Raw genomic sequence first — 23,902 nt, 5'->3', positions numbered from 1 at the left:
ATCGGGTCCGCACATCAATGCAACGATTCAGGTCTGTTGGGCTCATATCCCTAGGTAATACATTCAGGGCGTTCCGCACAAGGATCGCCTCAGGTCGCCGATTCGAGAGGAAGACAGGACGCTATGACGATACCGGACAAGCAGTACGTGGACTGGCTGGTCGAGCAATCGATGCTCAATGCCGCAAGACAGCGCGCCAAGACCTATTCGGGGCAAGGCAGGCTCTGGCAGCGTCCATTTGCGCTGGCGCGTCCCAGAGATGCGTCCGCTATCGCTTCGGTGTGGTTCACCGCCTATCCGGCATCGATCGTCACCCGTGAAGGCGGCTCGGTACTTGAAGCGCTGGGCGACGAAACGCTGTGGCATGCCCTGTCCGAAATCGGCATTCAGGGTATTCACAACGGGCCGCTCAAGCTCTCTGGCGGACTGCAAGGCCGTGAACGTACGCCAAGTATCGATGGTAATTTCGACCGCATCAGCTTCGGCATCGACCCGGACCTGGGCACCGAAGCACAATTGTTGAGCCTGACGCGCATTGCTGCGGCGCACAATGCGGTGATCATCGACGACATCATCCCGTCGCACACTGGCAAGGGCGCAGACTTCCGCCTCGCCGAGATGGCGTATGAGGATTATCCAGGCCTGTTTCATATGGTCGAGATCCGTGAAGAAGACTGGTCGCTGCTGCCCGACGTCGCGGCTGGCCGTGACGCGGTCAATCTGATGCCGGACGTGGTCGATCAGTTGCGCGACAAGCACTACATCGTCGGTCAGTTGCAGCGAGTCATCTTTTTCGAGCCGGGTGTAAAGGAAACAGACTGGAGCGCGACCGACGTGGTGCAAGGCGTCGATGGCAAGGCGCGGCGCTGGGTTTACCTGCATTATTTCAAGGACGGCCAGCCTTCGTTGAACTGGCTGGACCCAAGCTTTGCAGCGCAGCAGATGATCATCGGTGATGCGTTGCACGCCATCGATGTCATGGGTGCCCGCGTATTGCGCCTGGACGCCAACGGTTTTCTCGGCGTTGAACGGCGTGCCGAGGGCACGGCGTGGTCGGAAAGCCATCCGCTGTCGATCACAGGCAACCAACTGCTGGCCGGGGCGATCCGCAAAGCGGGGGGCTTCAGCTTTCAGGAACTGAACCTGACCATCGATGACATCGCGTCCATGGGGCAGGGCGGCGCTGACCTGTCCTACGACTTCATCACGCGGCCCGCCTACCAGCACGCGCTGCTGACCGGCACCACTGAGTTCCTGCGCCTGATGCTGCGTCAGGTGCATGCTTATGGCATTGATCCCGCTTCGCTGATCCACGCGTTGCAGAACCACGACGAGCTGACGCTGGAACTGGTGCATTTCTGGACGCTGCACGCCCACGATACATTCCATTACCAGGGCCAGACATTCCCCGGCAACATCCTGCGCGAGCATATTCGCGAAGAGATGTACGAGAAACTGTCCGGCGAGCATGCGCCTTACAACCTCAAGTTCGTCACCAACGGGGTGTCGTGTACCACTGCGAGCATCATCACGGCCGCCTTGGGCATTCGCGATCTGGACGCGATCACCGATGCCGATATTCAGCAGATTCAGCACATCCACCTGTTGCTGGCGATGTACAACGCCATGCAGCCCGGTGTGTTTGCCTTGTCTGGCTGGGACCTGGTCGGCGCGCTGACCTTGCCCGCCGAGCAGGTTGACCATCTGATGCAGGATGGTGACACGCGCTGGATTCACCGGGGCGCCTATGATCTGGCCGATCTGGACCCGGAAGCCGAGTTTTCGGCAGGTGACATGCCGCGCCCAAGGACGCTGTATGGCAGCCTGGTCAGTCAACTGAAACGGCCGGACTCTTTTGCCTCGCAGCTCAAGAAGATTCTCGCTGTGCGTCGTGCTTACGATATCGCCGCCAGCCGCCAGATTCTGATCCCGGACGTCGAACACCCGGGCCTGCTGGTCATGGTTCATGAGTTGCCAGCTGGCAAGGGCACGCAGATTACCGCCCTCAACTTCAGTGCCGAGACCATCGTCGAGACGCTGAACCTGCCAGGCATCGCGTCTGGCCCGGTGGTCGACATCATCAACGAACGCGTGGAAGGCGATCTGACCGAGCAGGGCGAGTTCACCATCACGCTGGATGCTTATGAAGGTCTGGCGTTGAGGGTGGTCAGCACACTGCCTTTGTGATGTCGGCATGAAACGCGGCCTTGAGCCGCGCTTCAGTCGCTTGCCGGGTTTGCAGTGCTCAAACGGCCTTGGGTGGGCATTTCTTGAGACGGTAGGCGAACTGGGCGCGGCTCAAGCCCAGCAAGCGCGAGGCTGCCGACAGGTTGCCGTGGCTTTTATCCAGTGCTTCACGGATCAGACGCTGTTCGAGATCGTCAATCGAAAAGGCCTGGTCGTTCTGCGCCAGCGAATCCAGCAGTCCCGCCTCAGGGACTGTTTCCCCCGCTACCGAAGTGGCTCGCGCCAATACGCCATCGTGATTCAGCGAGTAAGAACCCGCTGGTAGCGACTCGTTGCGAAAGATATGCACCAGATCAATGGCCTGGCCTTCATCGCTGGCGATCAGCCCGCGTTCGATCAGGTTCTGCAATTCACGCACATTGCCGGCGAAGTCGTAACGCAACAGGGTTTTCAATGCTCGCATTGTCAATCCCGCAGGCGTCCTGCCGTATTCCTGACAGAACCGCTTCAAAAACGCATTGATAAGAAGCGGAATGTCATCGCGGCGCTCGCGCAACGGGGGCAGGGCAATCGGATAAACGTTGAGCCTGTAGAACAGGTCTTCGCGAAAATCACCGCTGGTCACGGCCTTGCGCAGGTCGACGTTGGTTGCCGCCACCACTCGCACATGGACCTTGATGCCATGCCCGCCGCCCACACGTTCTATCTCGCGCTCCTGCAACGCGCGCAGCAATTTGCTTTGCCCGGCCAGGCTCAGTGATGTGATTTCATCCAGAAACAGCGTACCGCCATTGGCTCGTTCGAAGCGTCCGGGCCTGGAGTGCGTCGCGCCGGTGTAGGCCCCGCGTTCCACACCGAACAATTCCGCCTCTATCAGGTTGTCTGGAATGGCGGCACAGTTGAGCGCCACGAACGGGCCGTCCCGGTGTCGGCTGAGCTGGTGCAGTTGACGAGCGAACATCTCTTTGCCGACGCCTGACTCGCCGCTGATCAGTACCGTCGCCGGAGTCATAGCCACTCTTTGCAACGCTTGTGTGGCGCTGTTGAACGCCGCGCTGGCCCCGATCAGCGGTTGATCGGTCCCGGCAGGCGGCGCTTGATCATGGCTGGGTGCGAATGGCGTCTGGTGGGCAGGCCCTGGCGAGCTCAACACACTCAGGTAACTCAGATCGCGTTCGACATCGCCCCATTGTTCGGCGGTCTTGCCAATGACCCGGCAGTGGGCATGACCCATTCCACGGCATTCCACTTCCCGGAAAATCACCATTTGGCCAAACAGGCCGCTGACAAAGCCAATGGCATAACCGACCTCGGTCCAGCACACCGGATCCTGGCCGACGCCATAGGCCGCGACATGCTCGTCGGCTTCGCAGGAGTTATGCCAGAGAAACTCGCCTTCGTAAAAACCCGATTCTGCATCGAACTTGAAGTGCAACGGTTCGACCTTGGTCATGCCTTCCAGCGTATGCAGGTGCGTACCGGCGCGGAATGCCGAGGTGGCGTCTGCCAACGGCCAGCGCTCGCGGATCAGCCGGGCATCCCGGGCTCCGGACAGATAACCGGCACGGGTGAACATGCCGCGAGCATGTTCCTGGCCAAGGCGCTCGATGATTTCATGGCGCAACGTGCCAAACGATGAGCTGTGCAGCAACAGCATGCGCTGGTCATTGAGCCAGATACGCCCATCGTCAGGTGAAAAGAACAGGCAGCTTGTCAGCTCTTCAGCGGTCGGAGAGTCGCCGACATCAAAATGCGTGCTGTCGCCGCGAGGCGAGGCGCGCTCAATGCTGGCGCTATGATAGGGGAAGTGGCTGTGAGGGTTGTTCATTCTTGTGCCTCGGCCTGTATGATCGAAATGATCAATCTGTCAGTTAGTTAGTAAACATAACTTGATCAAATGAACAAGCCTCGTAGGCGACATTGCTACGTGCGTTGCTCTCTGAAAAAAGCATCAGAGCTGGAAAGCCATGCGATAGAGCTGTTGACCCGATATATGACCTTATAATGGCAATCCCGGCACAGGCTTTGCTCTGGAGTGATTACGGCGCGTGTTACCCATTCGATGGGTACAGGCGATTACAACCATAAAAGCCGGAGTCCTGAAATGTCTGCGTCCAACGACACCTTCCTTCTGCAACCTGCGATTGAGGCCGAGTGCATCTTCAATGGTGACTGGATTCCTTCTTCGGCACGGCTGCAAGCCGTCATCGAGCCTGCCACCGGCGAATTGCTGATGAACACAGCCATGGCCAACCCGGCGGACATCGCCGTCGCTTGCCGAGAAGCCGCGTTGGCGCAGCCTGCCTGGGCTGCGCTGGGGCCTCGAGAAAAAGCAGAAGTATTTCTTCTGGCCGCTGATCACGCGGTCTGTGCTTTCGATGAGCTGGCGCTTTATGTTGCCCGCGAGACCGGTGGCAGCCTGCAAAAGGGCCAGCATGAAGTTAACGAAACCATCGTGCTGCTACGCCAGGCCGCAGGCATGCTGTCGCAGGCCCACGGGCACGGTTTGATACTGCCAAGCGCGGCCGGTCGCCTGTCGTATGCACGGCGTGTCCCACACGGGGTGGTGGGGGTCATATCGCCGTTCAATTTCCCGCTGGTGCTTTCCCTGCGTTCGGTAGCTCCGGCGCTGGCTGCCGGCAATGCCGTGGTCCTCAAGCCCGATCCACAGACGCCGATAAGCGGCGGTTTCCTGATTGCCCGGCTGTTTGAGGAAGCAGGTCTGCCCAAGGGCCTGTTGCACGTGCTACCCGGTGCGGCAGATGCAGGCGAAGCGTTATGCCGCGACACCAATGTGCAGATGATCACTTTCACCGGTTCGACCGTGGCCGGACGTAAAGTCGCCGAAGCCGCCGGGCGAAACCTCAAGAAGGTCTCCCTGGAGTTGGGCGGCAAGAATCCGCTGATCATTCTTGAAGACGCCGACCTTGATCTGGCCGCAAGCAATGCAGCCTTTGGTGCGTGGCTGCATCAAGGACAGATCTGCATGGCAACGGGGCTGATTCTGGTTCACGAGTCCGTCGCTGCCAGCCTGACCCGTAAGCTGGCTGAAAAGGCCCGGGCCCTGACGGTGGGCAATGCCGCACGGGGAGAGTCTGCACTGGGTCCGCTGATCAATGAACGGCAATTGCAGCACGTGCATCAAGTGGTTACTGACACCCTGCAAGCCGGCGCGCAGCTGGAAACCGGCGGCGAATATGAAGGCTTGTTCTATCGCCCGACCGTGCTCAGCGGCGTCAAGCCTGGGATGCGCGCGTTTGAGGAGGAAATATTTGGTCCGGTGGCGGTTGTGGCCAGTTTTTCCACCGACGAAGAAGCCATCTTGCTGGCCAATCGTTCCGAATACGGCCTGGCTGCGGCGGTCATCTCTCCCGACGTAGGGCGCGCCACAGCGCTTGGCGACCGGCTCAGGTGCGGCATGCTGCACATCAACGATCAGACAGTGGCCGACGAATGCATCAACGCATTTGGTGGGCGTGGTGCGTCTGGCAACGGCAGCAGCGCAGGCAGCCCCTCTGACTGGGATGAATACAGCCAATGGCAGTGGGTTACCGTGAAAAACCAGCCCCCGGCTTATCCTTTCTGAGATTTACGCAAGTCGCTTCAGCTTTTCAGACATCAATGACGTGATCCCATAACAATAAGAGTACGTGAGCATGAACCTGACTAACAAAACACTGATCGTCACAGGCGTTTCGTCCGGCATCGGCGCCGAGGTCGCGCGTCTGGCGCGCTTTCACGGCGCGCGAGTCATCGGTATCGATCGCCATGAACCGCAACTCACCGTGGACGGGTTCTTTCAGGCCGACCTGGGTGACCCTGAGAGCATCAATGCGCTGGTTGAGCGCTTGCCAGCGCAGATCGACGCCCTGTGCAACATTGCCGGAGTGCCCGGCACGGCGCCGGTCCAGGCCGTGGCGCAAGTCAACTATCTGGGGCTGCGACACCTGACACAGTGCCTGCTGCCACGCATGACGCCGGGCAGCAGCATTGTCAACGTGTCGTCGGTGCTGGGTTCGCAATGGGCCGAGCGGCTGGAACTGCACAAGGCGCTGGCTGCCACCGATAGCTACAGCGATGGCCAGCAGTGGCTGGCGGCCAATCCGGTGGCGCAGGACACCTGTTACCAGTACTTCAAAGAGGCGCTGATCGTTTGGAGCTTTCAGCAGGCGCAAGCGTGGTTTCGCGATCATTCGGTGCGCGTCAACTGCGTCGCGCCAGGGCCGGTGTTCACGCCGATCCTTGGCGATTTCGTGAGTATGGTCGGTGAAGCGCGAGTGGCACGCGACAGTTTGCATATGAAACGCCCCGCGCTGGCCGACGAGGTAGCTGACGTGATCGGGTTTCTCTGTTCGGACGCGTCACGCTGGATCAACGGCGTCAACCTCCCGGTGGATGGCGGACTTGCGGCCTCGTACGTCTGAAGATGTAAAGCGTTCCCCCCCGGCGACACGGTCGTGAAACCGGGGTTATAAAAAATAACAACAATAAGTACAGGAATCCCAAGATGCCCAAGTCTATCTTGCGTACCGTTGCGTCCACTTCTCTGGTTTTTCTTTCATCGGCGGCACTGGCTTACGATCTACCAGGCCTCAACCTGGGCAATACCAGCTTCTACGACGGCTCGCCAGCGCCTGCCGGGCCGGGCTGGTACCTGGAGGAATACCTCAACTATTCCAAAGCCAGCCGTTTCAATGACGCCAATGGCGACAAACTGCAGCTGCCCAGGCAAGACGTTGATGCACTGGCAGTTACCACACAGATAATCTACGTCGGCCAGCCTCTGGCCAACGGTGCAATGCCGGGCATTACCGTAATCAACACTTCGCTGGCGCATGTTGGCGTGGACGATGGTCTTGATAACAGCGCACTGAGTTCGCGCGCCGGTTTCGGCGACGTGGTTATCGGTCCTTATCTGCAACTGCCGACCCTGACTCGGGCCGATGGCAGCCCGCTACTGACCCAGCGGGTCGAAGCCGATGTGTCTGTTCCGGTGGGCGCCTACAACCGCAACCGCTCAATCAACCCCGGCAGCAACTTCTGGTCGTTCAACCCGTACTACGCGGCCACTTACTGGTTTTCGCCTAAGTGGTCGGCCAGCGGGCGTTTCATGTACTTGTGGAATGGCAAGAACGATGACCCGCAAGCCGGTTTTGGCAGTGTTTCCGACACACAGGCAGGCCAGGCATTGCACGCCAACCTGACCCTGCAATATGCAGTGACCGAACAGCTCTCGGTGGGACTCAACGGTTACTGGCTCAAGCAATTCACCGACACTCAGGTGGGCGGCCACGACGTGAGCGGTCGCAAGGAAAAAGTCTGGGCGATCGGGCCGGGCGTTCTGTACAGCTTCAACAAAGAGAACGTTCTGACGGTCAACAGTTACTTCGAACAGGGCGCGGAAAACCGTACTGAAGGCAACAAGCTGGTGCTTAACTTCCTGCATAAGTTGTAACGCTTGCAGTAAGCCCAAGTGTAGCGCTCATCGCTGTGTGGCGATGAGCGCCGATGTTGTTATCGCTCAACTCGCTGTCTTGAGCTCGCGCTTGCCAAATGCCGAGGCGCGCGATAGTACAGTGATCGCCGCCAATGCGGCGATCACCAGGCCTGGCGAGGTCGCCAGCAGTACGCCAGCGGTTCCCGCACCGGCGCCCAACAATTGCCCGGCAGCCAAGGGGCCGGCGACCGAACCAAGACGACCGATTGCAACGGCAGCCCCAACGCCGGTAGCGCGCACCGAGGTGGGGTAGGCGGGCGGCGCCAATGCGTACAACACCAGTTGTGCCGCCATGACGAACACCCCGGCAGCAAACCCGGCCATCGCCATCGGCACGATACCGACCGACACGCCCACACCAGCCAGTGCCGCCAGCAGGCCTGCATAGACAAACAGTACGACCTTCATGCCGTTGCAGCGATCCAGCAACAGCCCGCCCAGCAAAGAACCCAAAGCGCCGCCAATGTTGAACAGCATCTGCACCATGCCCGCCTGTGGCTTGCTGAAACCCTGCGCGATCAATAGTGACGGTAGCCAGTTGAGCAACATGTACATGACTGTGAGGGTAAAGAAATAGCCGACCCACAGAGCCAGTGTGGTACGCGTCCGGCCTTCGCCAAATAACGCGCTGGCGGCTGAATGCTTAATAGCACTCGCAGAAGTCTGCTGTTTGAAGGCGCTGGACTCCGGCAGCAGAAGGATCATCAAAGGTGCCGCCAGCAAAGGTGCCAGACCGCCGATGATGAACGTAGTCTGCCAGTGCTCGCTGGTGAACATCGCCACCACCGCAGCCAGCGCGCCGCCCAATGGAACGCCCGCATACATGACGCTGATCGCAAGCCCGCGATGGCGTTCGCTTACGGCTTCCGCACACAGCGCAATCAGATTGGGTAACGCTGCTCCCAGACCCAGCCCGGTCAGAAAGCGCACTAGCAACAGGCCGGAAAAAGACTGCACATAAGCGGTGCTCAGCGAGAAAACCCCAAACAGCAGCACGGCGACCACGAGAATCTTCTTGCGACCAATGCGATCAGCAATCCAGCCTCCGAAAAATGCGCCTGGAAGCAGGCCGATGATTCCGGCACTGAACACCCAGCCCATCATTTTGGGATCAAGCGAGAAGGTCTGCCGCAATCCGGCTGCGGCGGTGCCGGCAGCCTGCAGATCGAACCCTTCGATAAGCGCGACGATGAAACACAAAAAGATGGTCAGCGTCGAGCGACGCAACGGACTGTTCATGGCAAGCCTCATTGTTGTTTTTGTTGTCTGCAAAGTCGGCTCCTGAACCCTGTAGAAGGTTCGAAACCCGCGCGAATCAAGGTAACAAAAATAACTAAAAAAAGAATCTGCGCCTGTCTATCGAGAAGTCGGACGTTTATTCGTTTATAAACATAGGCTTAGGATTGTATGATAAGGATTATCTTAAAGTGGTTAATAATATTAATGTTCGATTATCGATCATTGTGGATTGACGCCAGCGCTTAATCTTTCAATTCTCTACTGACAGCCTGCCATCAAGCGCGGGCCCGAACCCCAAAAACAACAACAATAATTGGAAATCGAATATGCCGATGCACACTCGTGATGCAGTCAGCGCCGTTGCAGTCTGTTTTTTTCGTGGACAAACCTACCGCTTCGCATTCGGCCTGCTGGGTATCAGCGTGTTGGCTGATACTGCGCAGGCCCAAGGGTTTCTGGAGGACAGCCACGGCACCCTGACGCTGCGCAATTACTATATGGACCGCGATTACAAGGATGACGGTGCCAAGACGGCCACCCGGGAGTGGGCGCAGGGCTTCATCATGAATGCCGAGTCGGGTTTTACCGAGGGACCGGTCGGCTTTGGTCTTGATGCACGGGCTCTGGTCGGCATGAAGCTGGACTCATCTCCGGACCGTAGCGGCACCGAGTTGTTGCCAGTTTCCGCCAGCGACGGACGCGCGGCCGACGAATATTCGCGTTTGGCATTGACCGGCAAGCTGAAATTCAGCGAGACCACGATCAAGACCGGCGATGTGTCGATTTTCCTGCCGTTTGCCTTTGCCAGCCCCTCGCGTCTGCTGCCGCAGACCTTTCGTGGCACGACGCTGACCTCAAAGGAGATCGACGGTCTGACCATGAATGCCGGCTATATCGACCGGGTCAACAAGCGTGACTCCAGCAACTATCAGGCAATCAGCATTGCAGCGCCGAACCGCCGTTTCAACGGCGCGGCTACGTCATCGCACATGGCCTATGCCGGGGCTGATTACCAGGTCAGCAAAGCCCTGAGCGTGCGTGCCTATCATGCCGAAGTGGCCGACCTTTATACCCAGAACACCCTGGCGCTGCTGCACAAGCTGGACATCGGCGACGGTGTACTGAGCACCGATCTGCGCAGTTTCTTCAGCAGCGACACCGGCAGCGCGAAGGCCGGAGAGGTCGATAACCAGAATCTCTCGGCGCTGCTGGGTTACAAGTGGGGAGGGCACAGCTTCAGCCTGGGTTACATGCATTCCAGCGGCGACACAGCGACGCCTTATGTGTCGGGCACTGAATTGATGGGGTTGAGCGAAATGACCATGAGCTCGGATTTTCTCAATGCCAAAGAGCGCACCTGGCAGGCCATTTACGACTATGACTTCACTGCGGTAGGCCTTGTCGGTCTGCGCAGTCGTCTGCGCTATGTGCGCGGCGACAACATAGAGCTGGCTGCCTTTAATGCCGACGATCGAAAAGAGCGAGAGTTTCAGATGGAGCTAGGCTATGTCGTCCAGAGCGGTCCATTGAAGAACGTTGCCCTGTTGGCACGCAAGTCGATCTATCGAAATGACTTCCCGGCGGGAGCAGCTTTTCGTGATGAAAACCAGACGCGTTTTATCGTCCAGTACAGCTTGCCGCTCTGGTGATCAGGCACTGGAAATCGGTCGGTCACCAGCGGCGAAGCGCCGCTGATGACGATTTCAAGCCTGGTAGACTTTTTTCAGCAGCCTGAGCAGGTCCTGACGTTCCTGTTGGTTCAGTGCTGCGGTGGCATCAAGATCGCTGTCCACGGCAATCTGCTTCAGTTGACGGAGCAGCGTTTCGCCGGTCTTGCTGAGAAATATGCCATACGAGCGTTTGTCCGGTTTGCAGCGAACACGTACCGCAAGTGCGCGCTCTTCCAGTTTGTTCAGCAACGGCACAACCTGAGGCGGCTCGATCGCCAGTGCTTTGGCCAGATCAGCCTGCATGAGGCCAGGGTTCTGTTCGATGATCGCGAGTGCCGAAAACTGCGCCGGCCGCAGGTCATGAGCGGAAAGACGGCCGATCAGGTTCTGGAACAGTTTGAGCTGTGCCCGGCGCATGGCATAACCGATCAGATCATCCAGCGCGGACTCGGTGGGCAGAGCTACCTCGGCAGTCTGTACCGGCGACTGGATAACATCAGCGATGTCGGATGGCTTGGCCATTGAAAATGCGGTCCTTTTGATGGTTGGGGTCGATCAGCCGATCAGTTTGCCGAGGTTGGCGACCGATAGCTATGGGGCAGTCATGACTAAGACCAGCCTGTTTTGCCGGAGTGCCAAAATAGTGATTAATTGCATTAATGGTTAATTGACATAACTATATTTGCGGTTTAGCTTTGAGTCATCTACTGATCCAGAACAAGAGAGCACGCCATGAGCAAGTACGAAGGTCGCTGGACAACCGTCAAGGTCGAGATGGAGCAGGGCATCGCCTGGGTCATCCTCAACCGCCCTGAAAAGCGCAACGCCATGAGCCCGACCCTGAATCGGGAAATGATTGATGTGCTGGAGACGCTCGAACAGGATCCTGAAGCAGGCGTGTTGGTGCTGACCGGCGCTGGCGAGGCCTGGACTGCAGGCATGGACCTTAAGGAGTATTTCCGCGAGGTAGATGCGGGGCCGGAAATTCTTCAGGAAAAGATTCGTCGCGAAGCGTCCCAGTGGCAATGGAAAATGCTGCGCATGTACGCCAAGCCCACCATTGCGATGGTCAATGGCTGGTGTTTCGGCGGCGGTTTCAGCCCGCTGGTGGCCTGCGACCTGGCAATCTGTGCCGACGAGGCAACCTTCGGGCTGTCGGAAATCAACTGGGGCATACCGCCAGGCAATCTGGTCAGCAAGGCTATGGCTGACACCGTGGGCCATCGGCAATCGCTGTATTACATCATGACCGGCAAGACCTTCGACGGTAAGAAAGCCGCTGAAATGGGCCTGGTAAACGAAAGCGTGCCATTGGCGCAATTGCGCCAGGTGACGATTGATCTGGCCCTCAATCTGCTGGAAAAGAACCCGGTGGTATTGCGCGCCGCGAAACATGGCTTCAAGCGCTGCCGCGAACTGACCTGGGAGCAGAACGAAGACTATCTGTATGCGAAGCTCGATCAGTCCCGCCTGCTGGACAAGGAAGGCGGGCGCGAGCAGGGTATGAAGCAATTCCTCGACGACAAAAGCATCAAGCCGGGGCTTGAAGCCTATAAGCGTTAACTGCTGGCCTCTCGCTGCCAGGCTTTGGGCTTGCAGCTCAAAGCCTGAAGCTGCACTTCAACAATAATAAAGAGGAATCACCATGCTGGACGTGCCCCTGCTGATCGGCGGCCAGTCGTGCCCCGCCCGTGAAGGTCGTACTTTTGAACGCTGCAACCCGGTGACAGGCGAAGTGGTTTCGCGAGTCGCCGCAGCGACGCTGGAAGACGCGGACGCAGCCGTTGCTGCTGCCCAGGCCGCGTTTCCTGGCTGGGCGGCGCTGGCGCCCAGTGAACGGCGTGCGCGCCTGCTCAAGGCTGCCGAGCAAATGCAGGCCCGCAGCGAAGAATTCATCGCCGCTGCGGGAGAAACCGGGGCGATGGCCAACTGGTACGGCTTCAACGTTCAACTGGCCGCCAACATGCTGCGCGAAGCCGCATCGATGACCACGCAGATCACCGGCGATGTCATCCCCTCCAATATTCCCGGCAGCTTTGCAATGGCCTTGCGCCAACCCTGCGGCGTGGTGCTGGGCATTGCGCCGTGGAATGCTCCGGTGATTCTGGCTACACGTGCCATCGCCATGCCGCTTGCCTGCGGCAATACCGTGGTGCTCAAGGCGTCTGAACTCAGCCCGGCGGTGCATCGCCTGATCGGCCAGGTGTTGCAGGACGCCGGGCTGGGTGACGGTGTGGTCAACGTGATCAGCAATGCACCTGCGGATGCTCCGGCGATTGTCGAGCGCCTGATTGCCAATCCTGCAGTGCGCCGGGTCAATTTCACCGGCTCGACCCACGTTGGGCGCATCGTCGGTGAACTTTCGGCCCGGCACCTGAAGCCCGCATTGCTGGAGCTGGGTGGCAAGGCGCCGTTTCTGGTGCTGGACGACGCTGACCTGGACGCTGCGGTGGAAGCGGCAGCTTTTGGTGCCTATTTCAATCAGGGGCAAATCTGCATGTCCACCGAGCGGTTGATTGTCGATCAGAAAGTGGCTGACAGCTTTGTGGCGAAGCTGACGGCCAAGATCGAAACCTTACGCGCGGGTCATCCGGATGACAGTCAGTCGGTACTTGGGTCGCTGGTGGACGTCAGCGCCGGGACGCGCATCAAGGCGCTGATCGACGATGCGGTCAATCTGGGGGCAACGCTGCTGATTGGTGGCCAGTTGCATGGCAGCATTCTGCAGCCGACGCTGCTCGACGGCGTGACGGACGCCATGCGCCTGTATCGCGAAGAGTCCTTCGGTCCGGTGGCGGTAGTGGTTCGCGGGGAGGGTGACGAGGCGTTGTTGCAATTGGCCAATGATTCCGAGTTCGGCCTGTCTGCGGCCATCTTCAGCCGTGATACCGGCCGCGCCCTGGCGCTGGCGCAACGTGTCGAGTCCGGCATGTGCCATATCAATGGGCCCACCGTGCATGACGAGGCACAAATGCCCTTCGGCGGGGTGAAGTCCAGTGGTTACGGCAGCTTCGGCGGCAAGGCATCGATCGAGCACTTTACCCAGTTGCGCTGGGTGACCTTGCAAAACGGGCCTCGGCATTACCCGATCTGAATCCTTGCGCACTGACGACGGCCTGCCGGACAGCCGTTTCGCCAGTAAGCCGGGTACAACAATAACAAGGCTGCAGCCCGACGCTGCCACGCTCGACCCGAACCGCTGCTGGCCGTTTGGCGTCTGTGTGCCTTGATGGAGAGAACGCACGTGAGTTCCGATATCAGATCATCGTTGTTGCAGAGTGAAGCCGGTTCGCCGCGCTATCGTCAGGTCTCCATCGGCCACCCGCCCATAGAGGTGCGGGAAGAACAGGGCATCTTGCACATGCGCGCCCTCGAACCCCTGGCCCAATTGCCCGACCGGCTGCTTGACCGGCTGGTGCATTGGGCCAGCGTCAGGCCGCAGCAGACCTTTATCGCTGCCCGCGACAGCCGGGGTGGCTGGCGTAAGGTCAGTTATGCCGACATGCTGGCTGATGTCCGCGCCATTGCCCAAAGCCTGCTGGCTTTCGGTCTGTCTGCGGAACGCCCGCTGACGTTGCTGTCAGGCAACGATATCGAACATCTGCAGATCGCCCTCGGGGCCATGTACGCCGGGATTACGTATTGCCCGGTGTCGCCGGCCTATTCAATCATGTCTCAGGATTTCGCCAAGTTGCGCCATGTCTGCGATGTGTTGCAGCCAGGCCTGGTATTTGTAAGCGAAGCAGCGCCATTCCAGCGCGCTATCGATGCGATTATTCCGGCGCAGACGCCGATCATCACGGTGCGTGGGCAACTCAGTGGCAGACCCGCGCTGAGCTTTGCCAGCCTGCTCGAAAAGCCAGGCGGCAGCGAAGCCGAAGCTGCATTCATGGCCAGCGGGCCGGACAGCATCGCCAAGTTTCTTTTCACCTCAGGCTCGACCAAGTTGCCCAAGGCGGTGGTCACCACCCAGCGCATGCTTTGCGCCAATCAACAGATGCTGCTGCAGACCTTCCCGGTGTTCGGCGAAGAGCCTCCGGTGCTGGTGGACTGGTTGCCTTGGAATCACACGTTTGGCGGCAGTCATAACATCGGTATCGTCCTGTACAACGGTGGCACGTTCTATCTGGACAATGGAAAACCGACTGCTCAGGGTTTTGCCGAAACGTTGCGCAACCTCAAGGAAATCTCGCCCACGGCCTACCTGACCGTACCCAAAGGCTGGGAAGAGCTGGTAAATGCTCTGGAGCAGGACGCTGACCTGCGTGAGCGCTTCTTTTCGCGCATGAAGCTGTTCTTCTTCGCCGCGGCCGGGCTGTCGCAGAGCATCTGGGACCGTCTTGACCGAATTTCCGAGCAGCATTGTGGCGAACGAATTCGCATGATGGCCGGGCTCGGCATGACCGAGGCCGCGCCGTCCTGCACGTTTACCACCGGGCCGTTGGCAATGGCCGGTTACATCGGGCTGCCTGCACCGGGTTGCGAAGTGTGTCTGGTGCCGGTAGACGGCAAGCTCGAGGGACGTTTTCGCGGCCCCCATATCATGCCGGGCTACTGGCGCTCGCCGCAGCAGACTGCCGAGGTGTTCGACGAGAACGGCTTCTACTGCTCCGGCGATGCGATCAAACTGGCCGATCCTTCGGCGCCCGAGTTGGGGCTGATGTTTGACGGGCGTCTGGCCGAAGACTTCAAGCTGTCTTCGGGCGTGTTTGTCAGCGTCGGCCCGATGCGTAATCGCGCGGTGCTGGAAGGCTCGCCGTACGTTCAGGATGTCGTCATTACCGCGCCGGATCGCGAATGCCTGGGCGCGCTGGTGTTCCCGCGCCTGTACGAGTGTCGGCAACTGGCCGGCCTGGGCGCACAGGCAACTGATGCCGAAGTGCTGACCAGCGCCGCAGTACGCGAGTGGTTTGCAGGCTGGCTGGCTCGCTTGAACCAGGGCGCCAACGGCAACGCCAGTCGGCTGGAATGGATTGCATTGCTCGATGAGCCTGCGTCTATCGATCGCGGCGAGATTACCGACAAGGGGTCGATCAACCAGCGCGCGGTCCTGCAGTGGCGAGCAGACCGAGTCGAAGCGCTGTATCGCGGCCAAGACCCCGACAGGCTTGATGCAGGTCCCAAGGGGTGAGCGGTGGCGGTCAGTATTCTGCGTTCAGCGATGTCGCGATCGTTGAGGCTGTGCGCACTCCGTGGGTGGATTTGGGCGGAGCGCTGGCGAAGATTTCGCCCATCGATCTGGGCATCAAGGTGGCCCGCGAGGTGCTGGCGCGCGCCGCAGTCTCGCCAGCCTCGGTCGACACGGTATTGGCCGGCTCGATGGCACAGGCCAGTTTTGATGCGTACCTGCTGCCCAGGCACATCGGTTTGTACAGCGGTGTGCCACAGAGCGTTCCGGCGCTAGGCGTACAACGAATCTGCGCCACGGGCCTTGAGTTGTTGCGCCAGGCGGCCCTGCACGTGGGTGGAGGCGGACAAATGGCGCTGTGCGTCGCTGCCGAGTCTATGTCGCGCAATCCTATTGCTGCGTATACCCACCGGGACGGATTCGCATTGGGCGGCGAAGTGCAGTTCAAGGATTTTCTTTGGGAAGCGCTTTACGATCCGGCACCGGCCATGGACATGATCGCCACGGCCGACAACCTGGCCCGGCGCCACGTGTTGAGTCGCGAAACAGTGGATGAATACGCCTTGCTCAGCCATCAGCGAGCCATGCAATCACAGGTCGACGGTCATTGGCTTTCGGAAATTGTCCCGATCAGCAATGAATGCTTTGAACTGGCGCTGTTTCAACCGCGCTGCATAGAGCTGCCGCGCGGGGTCGAGAGCGTCACTCAGGACAGTCACCCGCGCGCAACCAGCCCTGAAGCGTTGTCGCGTTTACGTGCCATTCATGGCGATGGGGTTCAGACCGCAGGCAATAGCTGTGCGGTGGTCGACGGCGCGGCCGCGGCGCTCGTCGCTCACCTGTCGCAGACAGACAGGCCGGTCATGGCGCATTTGCTGGCCTGCGCGGTGGTCGGCGTCGCTCCGGAGTTCATGGGCATCGGCCCTGTGCCGGCCATTCAATTGTTGTTGCAACGCAGTGGGCTGGCGCTCGACGATATCGACCGGCTGGAAATCAACGAGGCACAGGCCGCTCAGGTGCTGGCCGTGGCGCAGACACTGGAACTGGACATTGAAAGGCTCAATTGTCAGGGCGGCTCACTGGGTATCGGCCATCCGCTGGCCGCCACCGGGCTGCGGCTGGTCATGACCCTGGCCCGTCAGTTGCGCGAAGAAAACCTGCGTTACGGTATTGCTGCTGCCTGTGTGGGCGGAGGGCAGGGCATGGCGCTGCTGATCGAGAACCCTCTGTATCGAGCCTTCCCGGAACGCGACCGAGTGTCCGCGTAAACCTGTTTATACCTCCATAAACACTGCGCATGATGCATGTCATCTTTTACCGCTTGACCGAATCATGATGAAGGGCGACTCTCGCGCCTTTGGAACACCACGGAACCTGTCTATGCGTGCCCTCGCTGAGCTATCTTTCGATTTCGTCTGGCATTTGATGTTCACGGATGGTGATCAGCTCGACCAGGATCTGGCAGTGCGCTCGCTGGAAGGTCTGTCCGACTACTTTTCAGCAATGTCCGACGAAGAGAAAAGGGCGTTCATCGCCGTGGCGCATGAGCGCAAGGCACGCTTGCTGACGGTGCCTGATACCGTTGGCTACGCTCCAGTGAAACGGGTCACCGAAGACCAGGCGCAGTTTCTAGATCACGTTGTTTCGGGGCAGTTCTTTCAGCAGTTCGAAGAGCCTTTGGTGGTTGATCCGGGCGACTGCGTGGTACCGATCCGCAGCCGCTGAAGGGCTCAAGCAGCGGTTTATTGCGCCGCAGATCCCGGCAGCCTGACGATGACCTTGATTTCGAAGTCAAAACCGTAAAGCCAGGTAACTTGAAAATTCGGCACATCGTATTGTCGGGTATCTGTGGGCGCGAACCGGCAAGGCGCTGCCTTATGCCATGCACCGCAGTGGCGAACAGGTCCATATTCAGGGCCGCTACACGCTGGCCGTGGATGACGGCAACGCCTATATCGCTGCCGGACTCGCCGGGATGGGCATTCTCTGGCTACCCGATTACATGGCTCGGCCGCATCTGGCGCGAGGCGATCTTGTCCGGTTGTTCGAGGATTGGCAGCTGGACAGCATGCCGATGTATGTGGCCTTTCCCCCCAATCGGCATGTCAGCATCAAGGTGCGGGTGTTTATCGACTGGGTGAGCGAAGTGATGGCTCAGCACGGGCCGCTTGGCAAGCGTTCCAAGGCCGATCAGGCATAGCGCGATGCGTTCAACGCCGCGCCGAGAGTTGTTGAGGAGCCAGAAACGCGTCGTGGAAATAGTTGCGGAAGGCCTGCATCGCCGGGCTCAATTCGCGCCCGCGGTGCCAGGCCAGCCCAACGCTCATAGGCGTTACCTGGTCGGTCACGGTCAACGTCTCGATTCGCTTGCCCTCCAGCGACCATGGGCGATGCACCAGGTCCGAGAGAATCGCCACGCCGCTGCCGTTGGCAACCATACTGCGCACGGCCTCCACCGAACTGGTGCGCACACGAACGTTTGGTTGTTGGCCAGCCAGCTCCCAGTAGCGCATGGCGCTCTGCTCGGCTTCGTCAACGGTCAACAGGATGTAGGGCTCGTTTGCCACGTCGGCCAGGCTGACAGAGGCACGCTGGCACAGCGGGTGGTGGCTGGACAGCCATAAGCGGCGTTCCGAGTTGAACAGTGTTTCCGAGATGATATCCGGGTGAGTGATGTTGGCGGTAAGCACCACAGCCATATCGAATCGGCCTTCCAGCAAGCCTTGCTCAATCGATTGGCGCTCCTGCTCATGCACTTTGATGGCGACGTCCGGGTGCCAGTGCTCGAGCCGTTGCAAATGGTGCGGCAGAAAGTAACCGATCACGGTATAGCTCGCGGCCAGGCGCAGTACGCCGCTGGCGCGAACATCGGGCAAAGGGCTGTTCAGTGCATCATCAACGCTGCGCAGAATCACATAGGCACGGTTGAGAAAGTGTCGTCCGGCCTCGGTCAGGCTCATGCCTTGTGCCGAGCGCTGGAAAAGCAGTGAACCCAGCATGCTCTCCAGTTCCTTGATCGCCGTGGTGACGGCTGACTGGGAAATATTGAGATGGATGGCGGCCTGCGATATCTGCCCGATCTCGGCGGTGGCGACGAAATAACGAACCTGGCGCAAGGTCAGGGACATAAGTACTCCAGTCTGAGAGGTATCTGTTTTTCAGAAGATAACGTATCTGATAATAGATCTACCCAAGGGGGTAGTGAAAATTTAACGTGGTTTGCATCCCGCTACCTAGCCTCAGGAGCAAATACCATGCAGGTGGATTTCAACTCGGACATGGGTGAAAGCTTCGGCGCCTGGACCATCGGAGACGGTGTCGACACCGAGCTGATGGCCTTTATCAGTTCAGCCAACATCGCTACCGGCTTCCATGCCGGTGACCCAGGCACCATGCGTCGAACCATTGAGCAGGCCAAACGCCTGGGCGTCGCCATCGGCGCACACCCAGGTTTCCGTGATCTGGTGGGCTTCGGGCGTCGGCATATCAACGCGCCAGCGCAGGAACTGGTCGATGACATGCTTTACCAACTTGGCGCACTGCGCGAACTGGCCAGGGTTCAGGGCGTCGCCCTTCAGCATTTCAAACCTCACGGCGCGCTGTACATGCACCTCGCTCGCGATGAAGAGGCCGCCAGGCTGCTGGTGCAAAACCTGCAGCGTCTCGAGCCTGATTTGCTGCTTTACTGCATGCCCGGTTCGGTGATCTGCAAGGTGGCTCAGGAACTGGGTCAGCCGGTGGTCCGCGAGTTCTATGCCGATCGTGCTTACGACCTCAGCGGTTCTATCGTCTTTACCCGCAACGTACGCGCCCATGAGCCGGCTGAAGTCGCGGCACGTGTGGTTCGCGCCTGTCAGCAAGGGCGGGTGCTTACGGTCGAAGGCGAGGATCTGGCCATCGAATTCGATTCAATCTGTTTACACAGCGACACTCCGGGCGCCCTGGCCCTCGCACAGGCAACCCGTGAAGCGCTGGATAATGCTGGGATAGACGTGCGTAAGCCGCGTTAGCCAGCACGCGGCACCGGGAACAAAGATTCCTGGGCCGCCATTACGATCTTTGCCTGCCTTTCTACAACGATTCCAAAAAGGAACAGACATGGCCGATCCGATCCGCTACAGCTTTGGCGCCGATGAACATCTTTTTGCCGAGGTCAGTGACAGCATGTCGCTGGAAGCCTTCTTCAAGGGCCTGGCCGTAACCCGTGCGGTCGAGCGCCTGGCGCTGGATGGCGTGCTCGATGTTTGCCTGGCGAATGCCTCGTTCCAGATCCGTTTCGATCCCGACCGCATCGCACCACATGCGCTGCTGGATGCGGTAAGGGAGGCCGAAGCCGGCGCGGTCGCCGAGCGCACTTTACAGACCCGTATCATCGAGATTCCTGTGCTCTACAACGATCCCTGGACCCACGAAACCCTGATGCGTTTTCGTGACCGCCATCAGGACCCGAGCGCCACAGACCTTGAATACGCTGCGCGCATCAACAATCTGGCCGACGTGGATGCGTTCATCGCCGCGCACAGCGGCGCGCCGTGGTTTGTGTCAATGGTGGGATTCGTGGCTGGCCTGCCGTTCATGTTTCAGATGGTCGAACGTGAACGGCAGTTGCAGGTGCCCAAGTACCTGCGCCCGCGCACCGACACGCCGAAGCTGACTCTGGGGCATGGCGGTTGCTTTGGCTGTATCTATTCGGTGCGTGGTGCAGGTGGTTATCAGATGTTCGGCGTCACCCCGGCGCCGATCTACGACCCGCAACAGGGGCTGGCGTACCTGAAAGAACACATGGTGTTTTTCCGGCCGGGCGACATTGTGCAGTTCAGATCGGTGGACCGGGAAACCTACGATCACGCCGTTGCCGAAGTGGAGGCCGGGCGTTTCGACCTGCGGATTCGTCCCGTCGAGTTTTCACTGGATGCGTTTCTGGCCGATCCCGCGGGCTATCCGAAATCGTTGCAGGAGGTGCTGGCATGATCAAGGTACTCAAACCCGGTCTGGCCACCTCGGTTCAGGACCTTGGTCGCGAAGGTTATTACCATTTGGGCATTCCGCCCTCAGGTGCTCTGGACCAGTACGCACTGAGCGCCGCCAACCAACTGGTCGGCAATCCGCCCGGTGCCGCCGGACTTGAATGCACCCTGGTCGGTCCGGAGCTGGAGTTCCAGTGCGACGCTCTGGTTGCGGTGTGTGGGGCACATATGGCTCCGCGCCTGGACGGCGTTGAAATGCACCATGACACTGCTTTTTCTGTAACCGCCGGGCAGGTGTTGCGTTTTGATTTTCCCAAAGATGGTGCCCGCACTTATCTGGCTGTCGCGGGCGGGATCGATGTGCCGCTGGTGTTGGGCAGTCGTTCGACCTACACGCTGGGTGCGCTTGGCGGTTTTCAGGGGCGCAGGCTGGCGACAGACGATCTGTTGCCGATAGGCACCGCCAGCGGCAAGGGCCGTGCAGGCGCGAGTCTGCCGATGGCGCTGCGCCAGTCGCTGGGCGGCGAAGTCTATCTGCGTGTGGTGCCGGGGTTGTATTACGAGCGCCTGACCGAGTTTGCGGCAACCAGCTTTTTCTCCGAGTCCTGGACCGTCGGCTCGGAGGCGGACCGTATCGGCTATCGCTTCAAGGGCGGCAGGGCGCTGACGTTCCAGCCACGGGAACAACCGTTCGGCGCCGGCTCCGACCCTTCGAACATCGTCGACAGTTGCTATCCGATCGGCTCTATTCAGGTCCCGGCGGGGCTGGAACCTATCGTTTTGCACCGTGACGCAGTGTCTGGCGGCGGCTACGCGATGATCGGCACCGTGATCAGCGCCGACCTTGACCTGATCGGTCAGATGCAACCCAACCAGAAGGCCCGCTTTGTTGCCGTGACGCTGGAGGAGGCCTTGCTGGCGCGCAAGTCGTACAAGAAGAAGCTGGCGTGTTTGAGCAAGTTGTTTGCTTCCTGAAATGATCGGCGGGCAGGGCGGTCCCGTCCTGCTTGCTCATCACAGCGCTGGAAACCCTTCAACCGGCCTGTGCGGGAGTCACTTGAGCCAGCATTTTCGCGCGACATACCTCGAGTATTTCATCGGCCAGCGGTGAATCGTCCGGGCAGCTGCGCGACAGCAGCAGAGCACCGATCGCGTGGGCAAACATATCAATGGTCTGGGCCCTGGCCTGCTGTAGCGTGTCGCCATCAGTGCGTTCGTCCGAAGGCTGCATTGCGGCGAGTATGCTTTCGATACCTTTGGCAAATGTCGCTTTGACTTCATCCGACTGACGCGCGGCATCACCCCCGAGCGCCGCCATTGTGCAGCCGGTGCCGGGGTTGTCCCGGTGGTTTCGGGACAGGTAGTAGTCGATGAATTGCGCAGGCTCAATGTCCTTCGATTGTTCCACCGTCTGCTGGATAGAGCAGGCGGCCGACTCTGCCATCAGGTCAGACTTCGAGCCAAAGTGCTTGTAGAACCCGCCGTGGGTAAAGCCTGCGGCTGCCATCAAGTCAGCTATTCCCACACCGTCAAAGCCACGCTCACGAAACTGTACGGATGCGGTCTCTACAATGTGAGCGCGGTTGGCCTGCGCCTGCGCCTTGGTGACCTTCATGTATTTTCCTCGTTGTCTGGCCGTTCGACAGGAGGAGAATATAGCATTGATGTTGACCGTCATTAAAGGGCCGGGCAATTTGCAACGGTCATGAAAGAGGCTTTGATCATCAGGCGACCAACCACCGGGTACAGTGCGAAACGTCTTGGCGCCTTGCTGACCGATAGCGCGCGAGTCTGAAGATGGATGACGCGACGCGTTCCGATGGGGGCTGATCTTCGTCGTTGCGTTGAAAGTGTTTACGTATTCGCGGCATTTCTCTTTGTAACAGGAAAGGCCAGAATACTTGCCATCCTGTAGCCCACCCCAGCTGGCGACACGTTGCGCTAAGCACGTGCGCCGAGCCGAAATACCGATGAGCAGCTCTGGCTGGCTCATCAGGAGAGCCCATGCATCGAACAGCCATTTCTTTAGCAATTGCTATGATTTCCGCAGCCACGCTCACTACTTCACTGGCTTATGGCATGAGCACCACCGAATTGCCTGCGAGTGCGCCTGCCGATAAACCCGTCGGCAAGCTCGAACAGGTCCATGCGTTTTATGACGCGATGCCGACTGGCGTGACAGTCACCGAAACCGGGCGAATCTTCGTCAACTTCCCTCGCTGGGGTGACAAGGTGCCATTCACGGTGGGCGAGATTCGTGACGGCAAGGTGGTCGCCTACCCGGATTCGGCGGTCAACCAGGAGAACCCGAAAGACCCGGCCGACGGCCTGATCAGCGTGCAGAGCGTGGTCGCTGATGGCAAAGGGCGCGTTTGGATGCTGGATACTGCGGCGCCAGGGTTCGCAGCACCACGTCCGCACGGTGCTAAACTGGTTGCGGTAGACCTGGCCACCAATAAAATCGTCAAGCGACTGGTCTTTCCGGATAACGTGATTTTGCCCAGCACTTATGTCAACGACATGCGCTTCGACTTCCGCAAGGGGTCGCAGGGGACTGTCTATGTCACTGACTCGTCGGTAAGCGGGCCGGGCGCAATCATTGTCATGGACATCGCCAGCTGCAAGGCTGTGCGGCGCTTGAGCGGGGCAAAGGCAACCTCCGCAGACCCTGCGTTCGTACCTGTCGTCGAGGGCATGCCCGTACTTGGCGATGGCCCCGATGGCACGCGCAAACCAGTGACCGTTGCTGCAGACGGGATAGCACTGTCGGCAGATGGCAAGACGCTGTATTTCTCGCCGTTGTCCAGCCGCCACCTGTACTCCGTCGCTACCGACCTGTTGAACGACAGCGGTGTAACCGAGCAACAACTGGTAGCTGCTGTTCAGGACCTTGGCGAAAAAGGCGCCTCCGACGGGCTGGAGTCCGATGCAGAGGGCGCTGTGTACACAGGTGATTATGAGCACAATGCGATTCGCAAACGCCTGTCGAACGGCGCATGGCAGACCGTGGCACATGATCCTCGCATGCTATGGCCCGATACCTTGTCGATCGGCCCTGACGGTTACCTGTATTTCATCGTCAACCAGTTGCACCGTCAGGCAGGTTTCAATTCAGGCCACGACAAACGTGAAAAACCTTATAGCTTGCTGCGCGTGAAAGTCGGCGCTGCGCCTGCGCCGACGCATTAACCGGACCGAATTGAACCGAACAATG

At 59.4% G+C, this 23,902-nt stretch carries 19 protein-coding genes and 1 pseudogene; 15 read left to right on the top strand and 5 right to left on the bottom strand.

The window, feature by feature from the left end:
- Positions 1–123: 123 nt before the first annotated feature.
- Positions 124–2,187, top strand: a complete 2,064-nt coding sequence (treS, locus tag POR16_RS12705) for a maltose alpha-D-glucosyltransferase (protein WP_005886738.1) — start codon at positions 124–126, stop codon at positions 2,185–2,187.
- Positions 2,188–2,245: 58 nt separating this feature from the next.
- Here treS and POR16_RS12700 read toward each other — a convergent pair whose 3' ends face one another.
- Positions 2,246–4,015 carry a sigma-54-dependent Fis family transcriptional regulator gene (locus tag POR16_RS12700; protein ID WP_122381291.1) on the bottom strand — a complete coding sequence of 590 codons (1,770 nt, stop codon included), beginning with the start codon at positions 4,013–4,015 and terminating at the stop codon, positions 2,246–2,248.
- 276 nt (positions 4,016–4,291) lie between these two features.
- On the opposite strand from POR16_RS12700, the gene POR16_RS12695 reads away from it, so the two are divergent.
- From POR16_RS12695 to POR16_RS12685, 3 genes are all read left to right on the top strand, one after another.
- Complete coding sequence (locus POR16_RS12695; protein ID WP_122381292.1) at positions 4,292–5,773, top strand: benzaldehyde dehydrogenase; 1,482 nt, start codon at positions 4,292–4,294, stop codon at positions 5,771–5,773.
- A gap of 70 nt (positions 5,774–5,843) precedes the next feature.
- Positions 5,844–6,611 carry a coniferyl-alcohol dehydrogenase gene (locus POR16_RS12690; protein ID WP_005886747.1) on the top strand — a complete coding sequence of 256 codons (768 nt, stop codon included), beginning with the start codon at positions 5,844–5,846 and terminating at the stop codon, positions 6,609–6,611.
- Positions 6,612–6,694: 83 nt separating this feature from the next.
- Complete coding sequence (locus tag POR16_RS12685; RefSeq protein WP_005886749.1) at positions 6,695–7,642, top strand: SphA family protein; 948 nt, start codon at positions 6,695–6,697, stop codon at positions 7,640–7,642.
- Positions 7,643–7,708: 66 nt separating this feature from the next.
- Here POR16_RS12685 and mhpT read toward each other — a convergent pair whose 3' ends face one another.
- Positions 7,709–8,923, bottom strand: coding sequence for a 3-(3-hydroxy-phenyl)propionate transporter MhpT (gene mhpT, locus POR16_RS12680; protein WP_024670071.1), 1,215 nt, complete (start codon positions 8,921–8,923; stop codon positions 7,709–7,711).
- Between the two features lie 326 nt (positions 8,924–9,249).
- On the opposite strand from mhpT, the gene POR16_RS12675 reads away from it, so the two are divergent.
- Entirely contained in the window at positions 9,250–10,572 is a 1,323-nt protein-coding gene (locus tag POR16_RS12675) for an OprD family porin (RefSeq protein ID WP_005886752.1), read from the top strand.
- A 54-nt stretch (positions 10,573–10,626) separates the two neighbouring features.
- Here the strand turns inward: POR16_RS12675 and POR16_RS12670 are convergent, their stop codons facing one another.
- Positions 10,627–11,115, bottom strand: coding sequence for a MarR family winged helix-turn-helix transcriptional regulator (locus tag POR16_RS12670; RefSeq protein ID WP_005886753.1), 489 nt, complete (start codon positions 11,113–11,115; stop codon positions 10,627–10,629).
- Between the two features lie 210 nt (positions 11,116–11,325).
- On the opposite strand from POR16_RS12670, the gene POR16_RS12665 reads away from it, so the two are divergent.
- The 6 genes and pseudogenes from POR16_RS12665 to POR16_RS12640 form a co-directional block, all read left to right on the top strand.
- Positions 11,326–12,156 carry a p-hydroxycinnamoyl CoA hydratase/lyase gene (locus tag POR16_RS12665; RefSeq protein WP_005886755.1) on the top strand — a complete coding sequence of 277 codons (831 nt, stop codon included), beginning with the start codon at positions 11,326–11,328 and terminating at the stop codon, positions 12,154–12,156.
- Between the two features lie 82 nt (positions 12,157–12,238).
- Complete coding sequence (locus tag POR16_RS12660) at positions 12,239–13,687, top strand: aldehyde dehydrogenase (RefSeq protein ID WP_005886758.1); 1,449 nt, start codon at positions 12,239–12,241, stop codon at positions 13,685–13,687.
- Between the two features lie 150 nt (positions 13,688–13,837).
- A complete protein-coding gene (locus POR16_RS12655) occupies positions 13,838–15,724 on the top strand; it encodes a feruloyl-CoA synthase (protein WP_005886760.1) in 1,887 nt (628 codons plus the stop codon).
- On the top strand, positions 15,721–16,989 hold the full coding sequence (locus tag POR16_RS12650; protein ID WP_122349636.1) for a thiolase family protein: 1,269 nt from the start codon (positions 15,721–15,723) through the stop codon (positions 16,987–16,989). Before POR16_RS12655 ends, POR16_RS12650 begins: the two co-directional genes overlap by 4 nt.
- A 112-nt stretch (positions 16,990–17,101) precedes the next feature.
- Positions 17,102–17,446, top strand: coding sequence for a hypothetical protein (locus POR16_RS12645; protein WP_005886765.1), 345 nt, complete (start codon positions 17,102–17,104; stop codon positions 17,444–17,446).
- A gap of 88 nt (positions 17,447–17,534) precedes the next feature.
- A pseudogene (locus POR16_RS12640) lies at positions 17,535–17,921 on the top strand (LysR substrate-binding domain-containing protein); the annotation flags it as partial.
- A gap of 10 nt (positions 17,922–17,931) precedes the next feature.
- Here the strand turns inward: POR16_RS12640 and POR16_RS12635 are convergent.
- Positions 17,932–18,849 (bottom strand): LysR family transcriptional regulator, encoded by a 918-nt coding sequence (locus POR16_RS12635; RefSeq protein WP_005886769.1) that lies wholly within the window; start codon positions 18,847–18,849, stop codon positions 17,932–17,934.
- A gap of 126 nt (positions 18,850–18,975) precedes the next feature.
- Between POR16_RS12635 and POR16_RS12630 the strand changes: the two genes are divergently transcribed.
- From POR16_RS12630 to POR16_RS12620, 3 genes are all read left to right on the top strand, one after another.
- Positions 18,976–19,731, top strand: a complete 756-nt coding sequence (locus POR16_RS12630; protein WP_005886772.1) for a 5-oxoprolinase subunit PxpA — start codon at positions 18,976–18,978, stop codon at positions 19,729–19,731.
- A gap of 88 nt (positions 19,732–19,819) precedes the next feature.
- Positions 19,820–20,692, top strand: coding sequence for a 5-oxoprolinase subunit B family protein (locus POR16_RS12625; protein WP_005886774.1), 873 nt, complete (start codon positions 19,820–19,822; stop codon positions 20,690–20,692).
- Positions 20,689–21,663: a 5-oxoprolinase subunit C family protein gene (locus tag POR16_RS12620; protein ID WP_053932642.1), complete on the top strand. Its 975-nt coding sequence runs from the start codon at positions 20,689–20,691 to the stop codon at positions 21,661–21,663. The genes POR16_RS12625 and POR16_RS12620 overlap by 4 nt, the downstream gene beginning before the upstream one ends.
- A gap of 58 nt (positions 21,664–21,721) precedes the next feature.
- Here the strand turns inward: POR16_RS12620 and POR16_RS12615 are convergent, their stop codons facing one another.
- Positions 21,722–22,303, bottom strand: a complete 582-nt coding sequence (locus POR16_RS12615; protein WP_005886780.1) for a TetR/AcrR family transcriptional regulator — start codon at positions 22,301–22,303, stop codon at positions 21,722–21,724.
- Positions 22,304–22,692: 389 nt separating this feature from the next.
- Between POR16_RS12615 and POR16_RS12610 the strand changes: the two genes are divergently transcribed.
- Positions 22,693–23,877 (top strand): L-dopachrome tautomerase-related protein, encoded by a 1,185-nt coding sequence (locus POR16_RS12610; RefSeq protein WP_005886782.1) that lies wholly within the window; start codon positions 22,693–22,695, stop codon positions 23,875–23,877.
- The last annotated feature ends 25 nt before the right edge of the window (positions 23,878–23,902 follow it).

Origin of the sequence: Pseudomonas coronafaciens pv. oryzae str. 1_6 (assembly GCF_000156995.2) — a bacterium.
Taxonomy (GTDB): Bacteria; Pseudomonadota; Gammaproteobacteria; order Pseudomonadales; family Pseudomonadaceae; genus Aquipseudomonas; species Aquipseudomonas tremae.
This window is presented reverse-complemented; position numbering and strand designations above follow the sequence as displayed.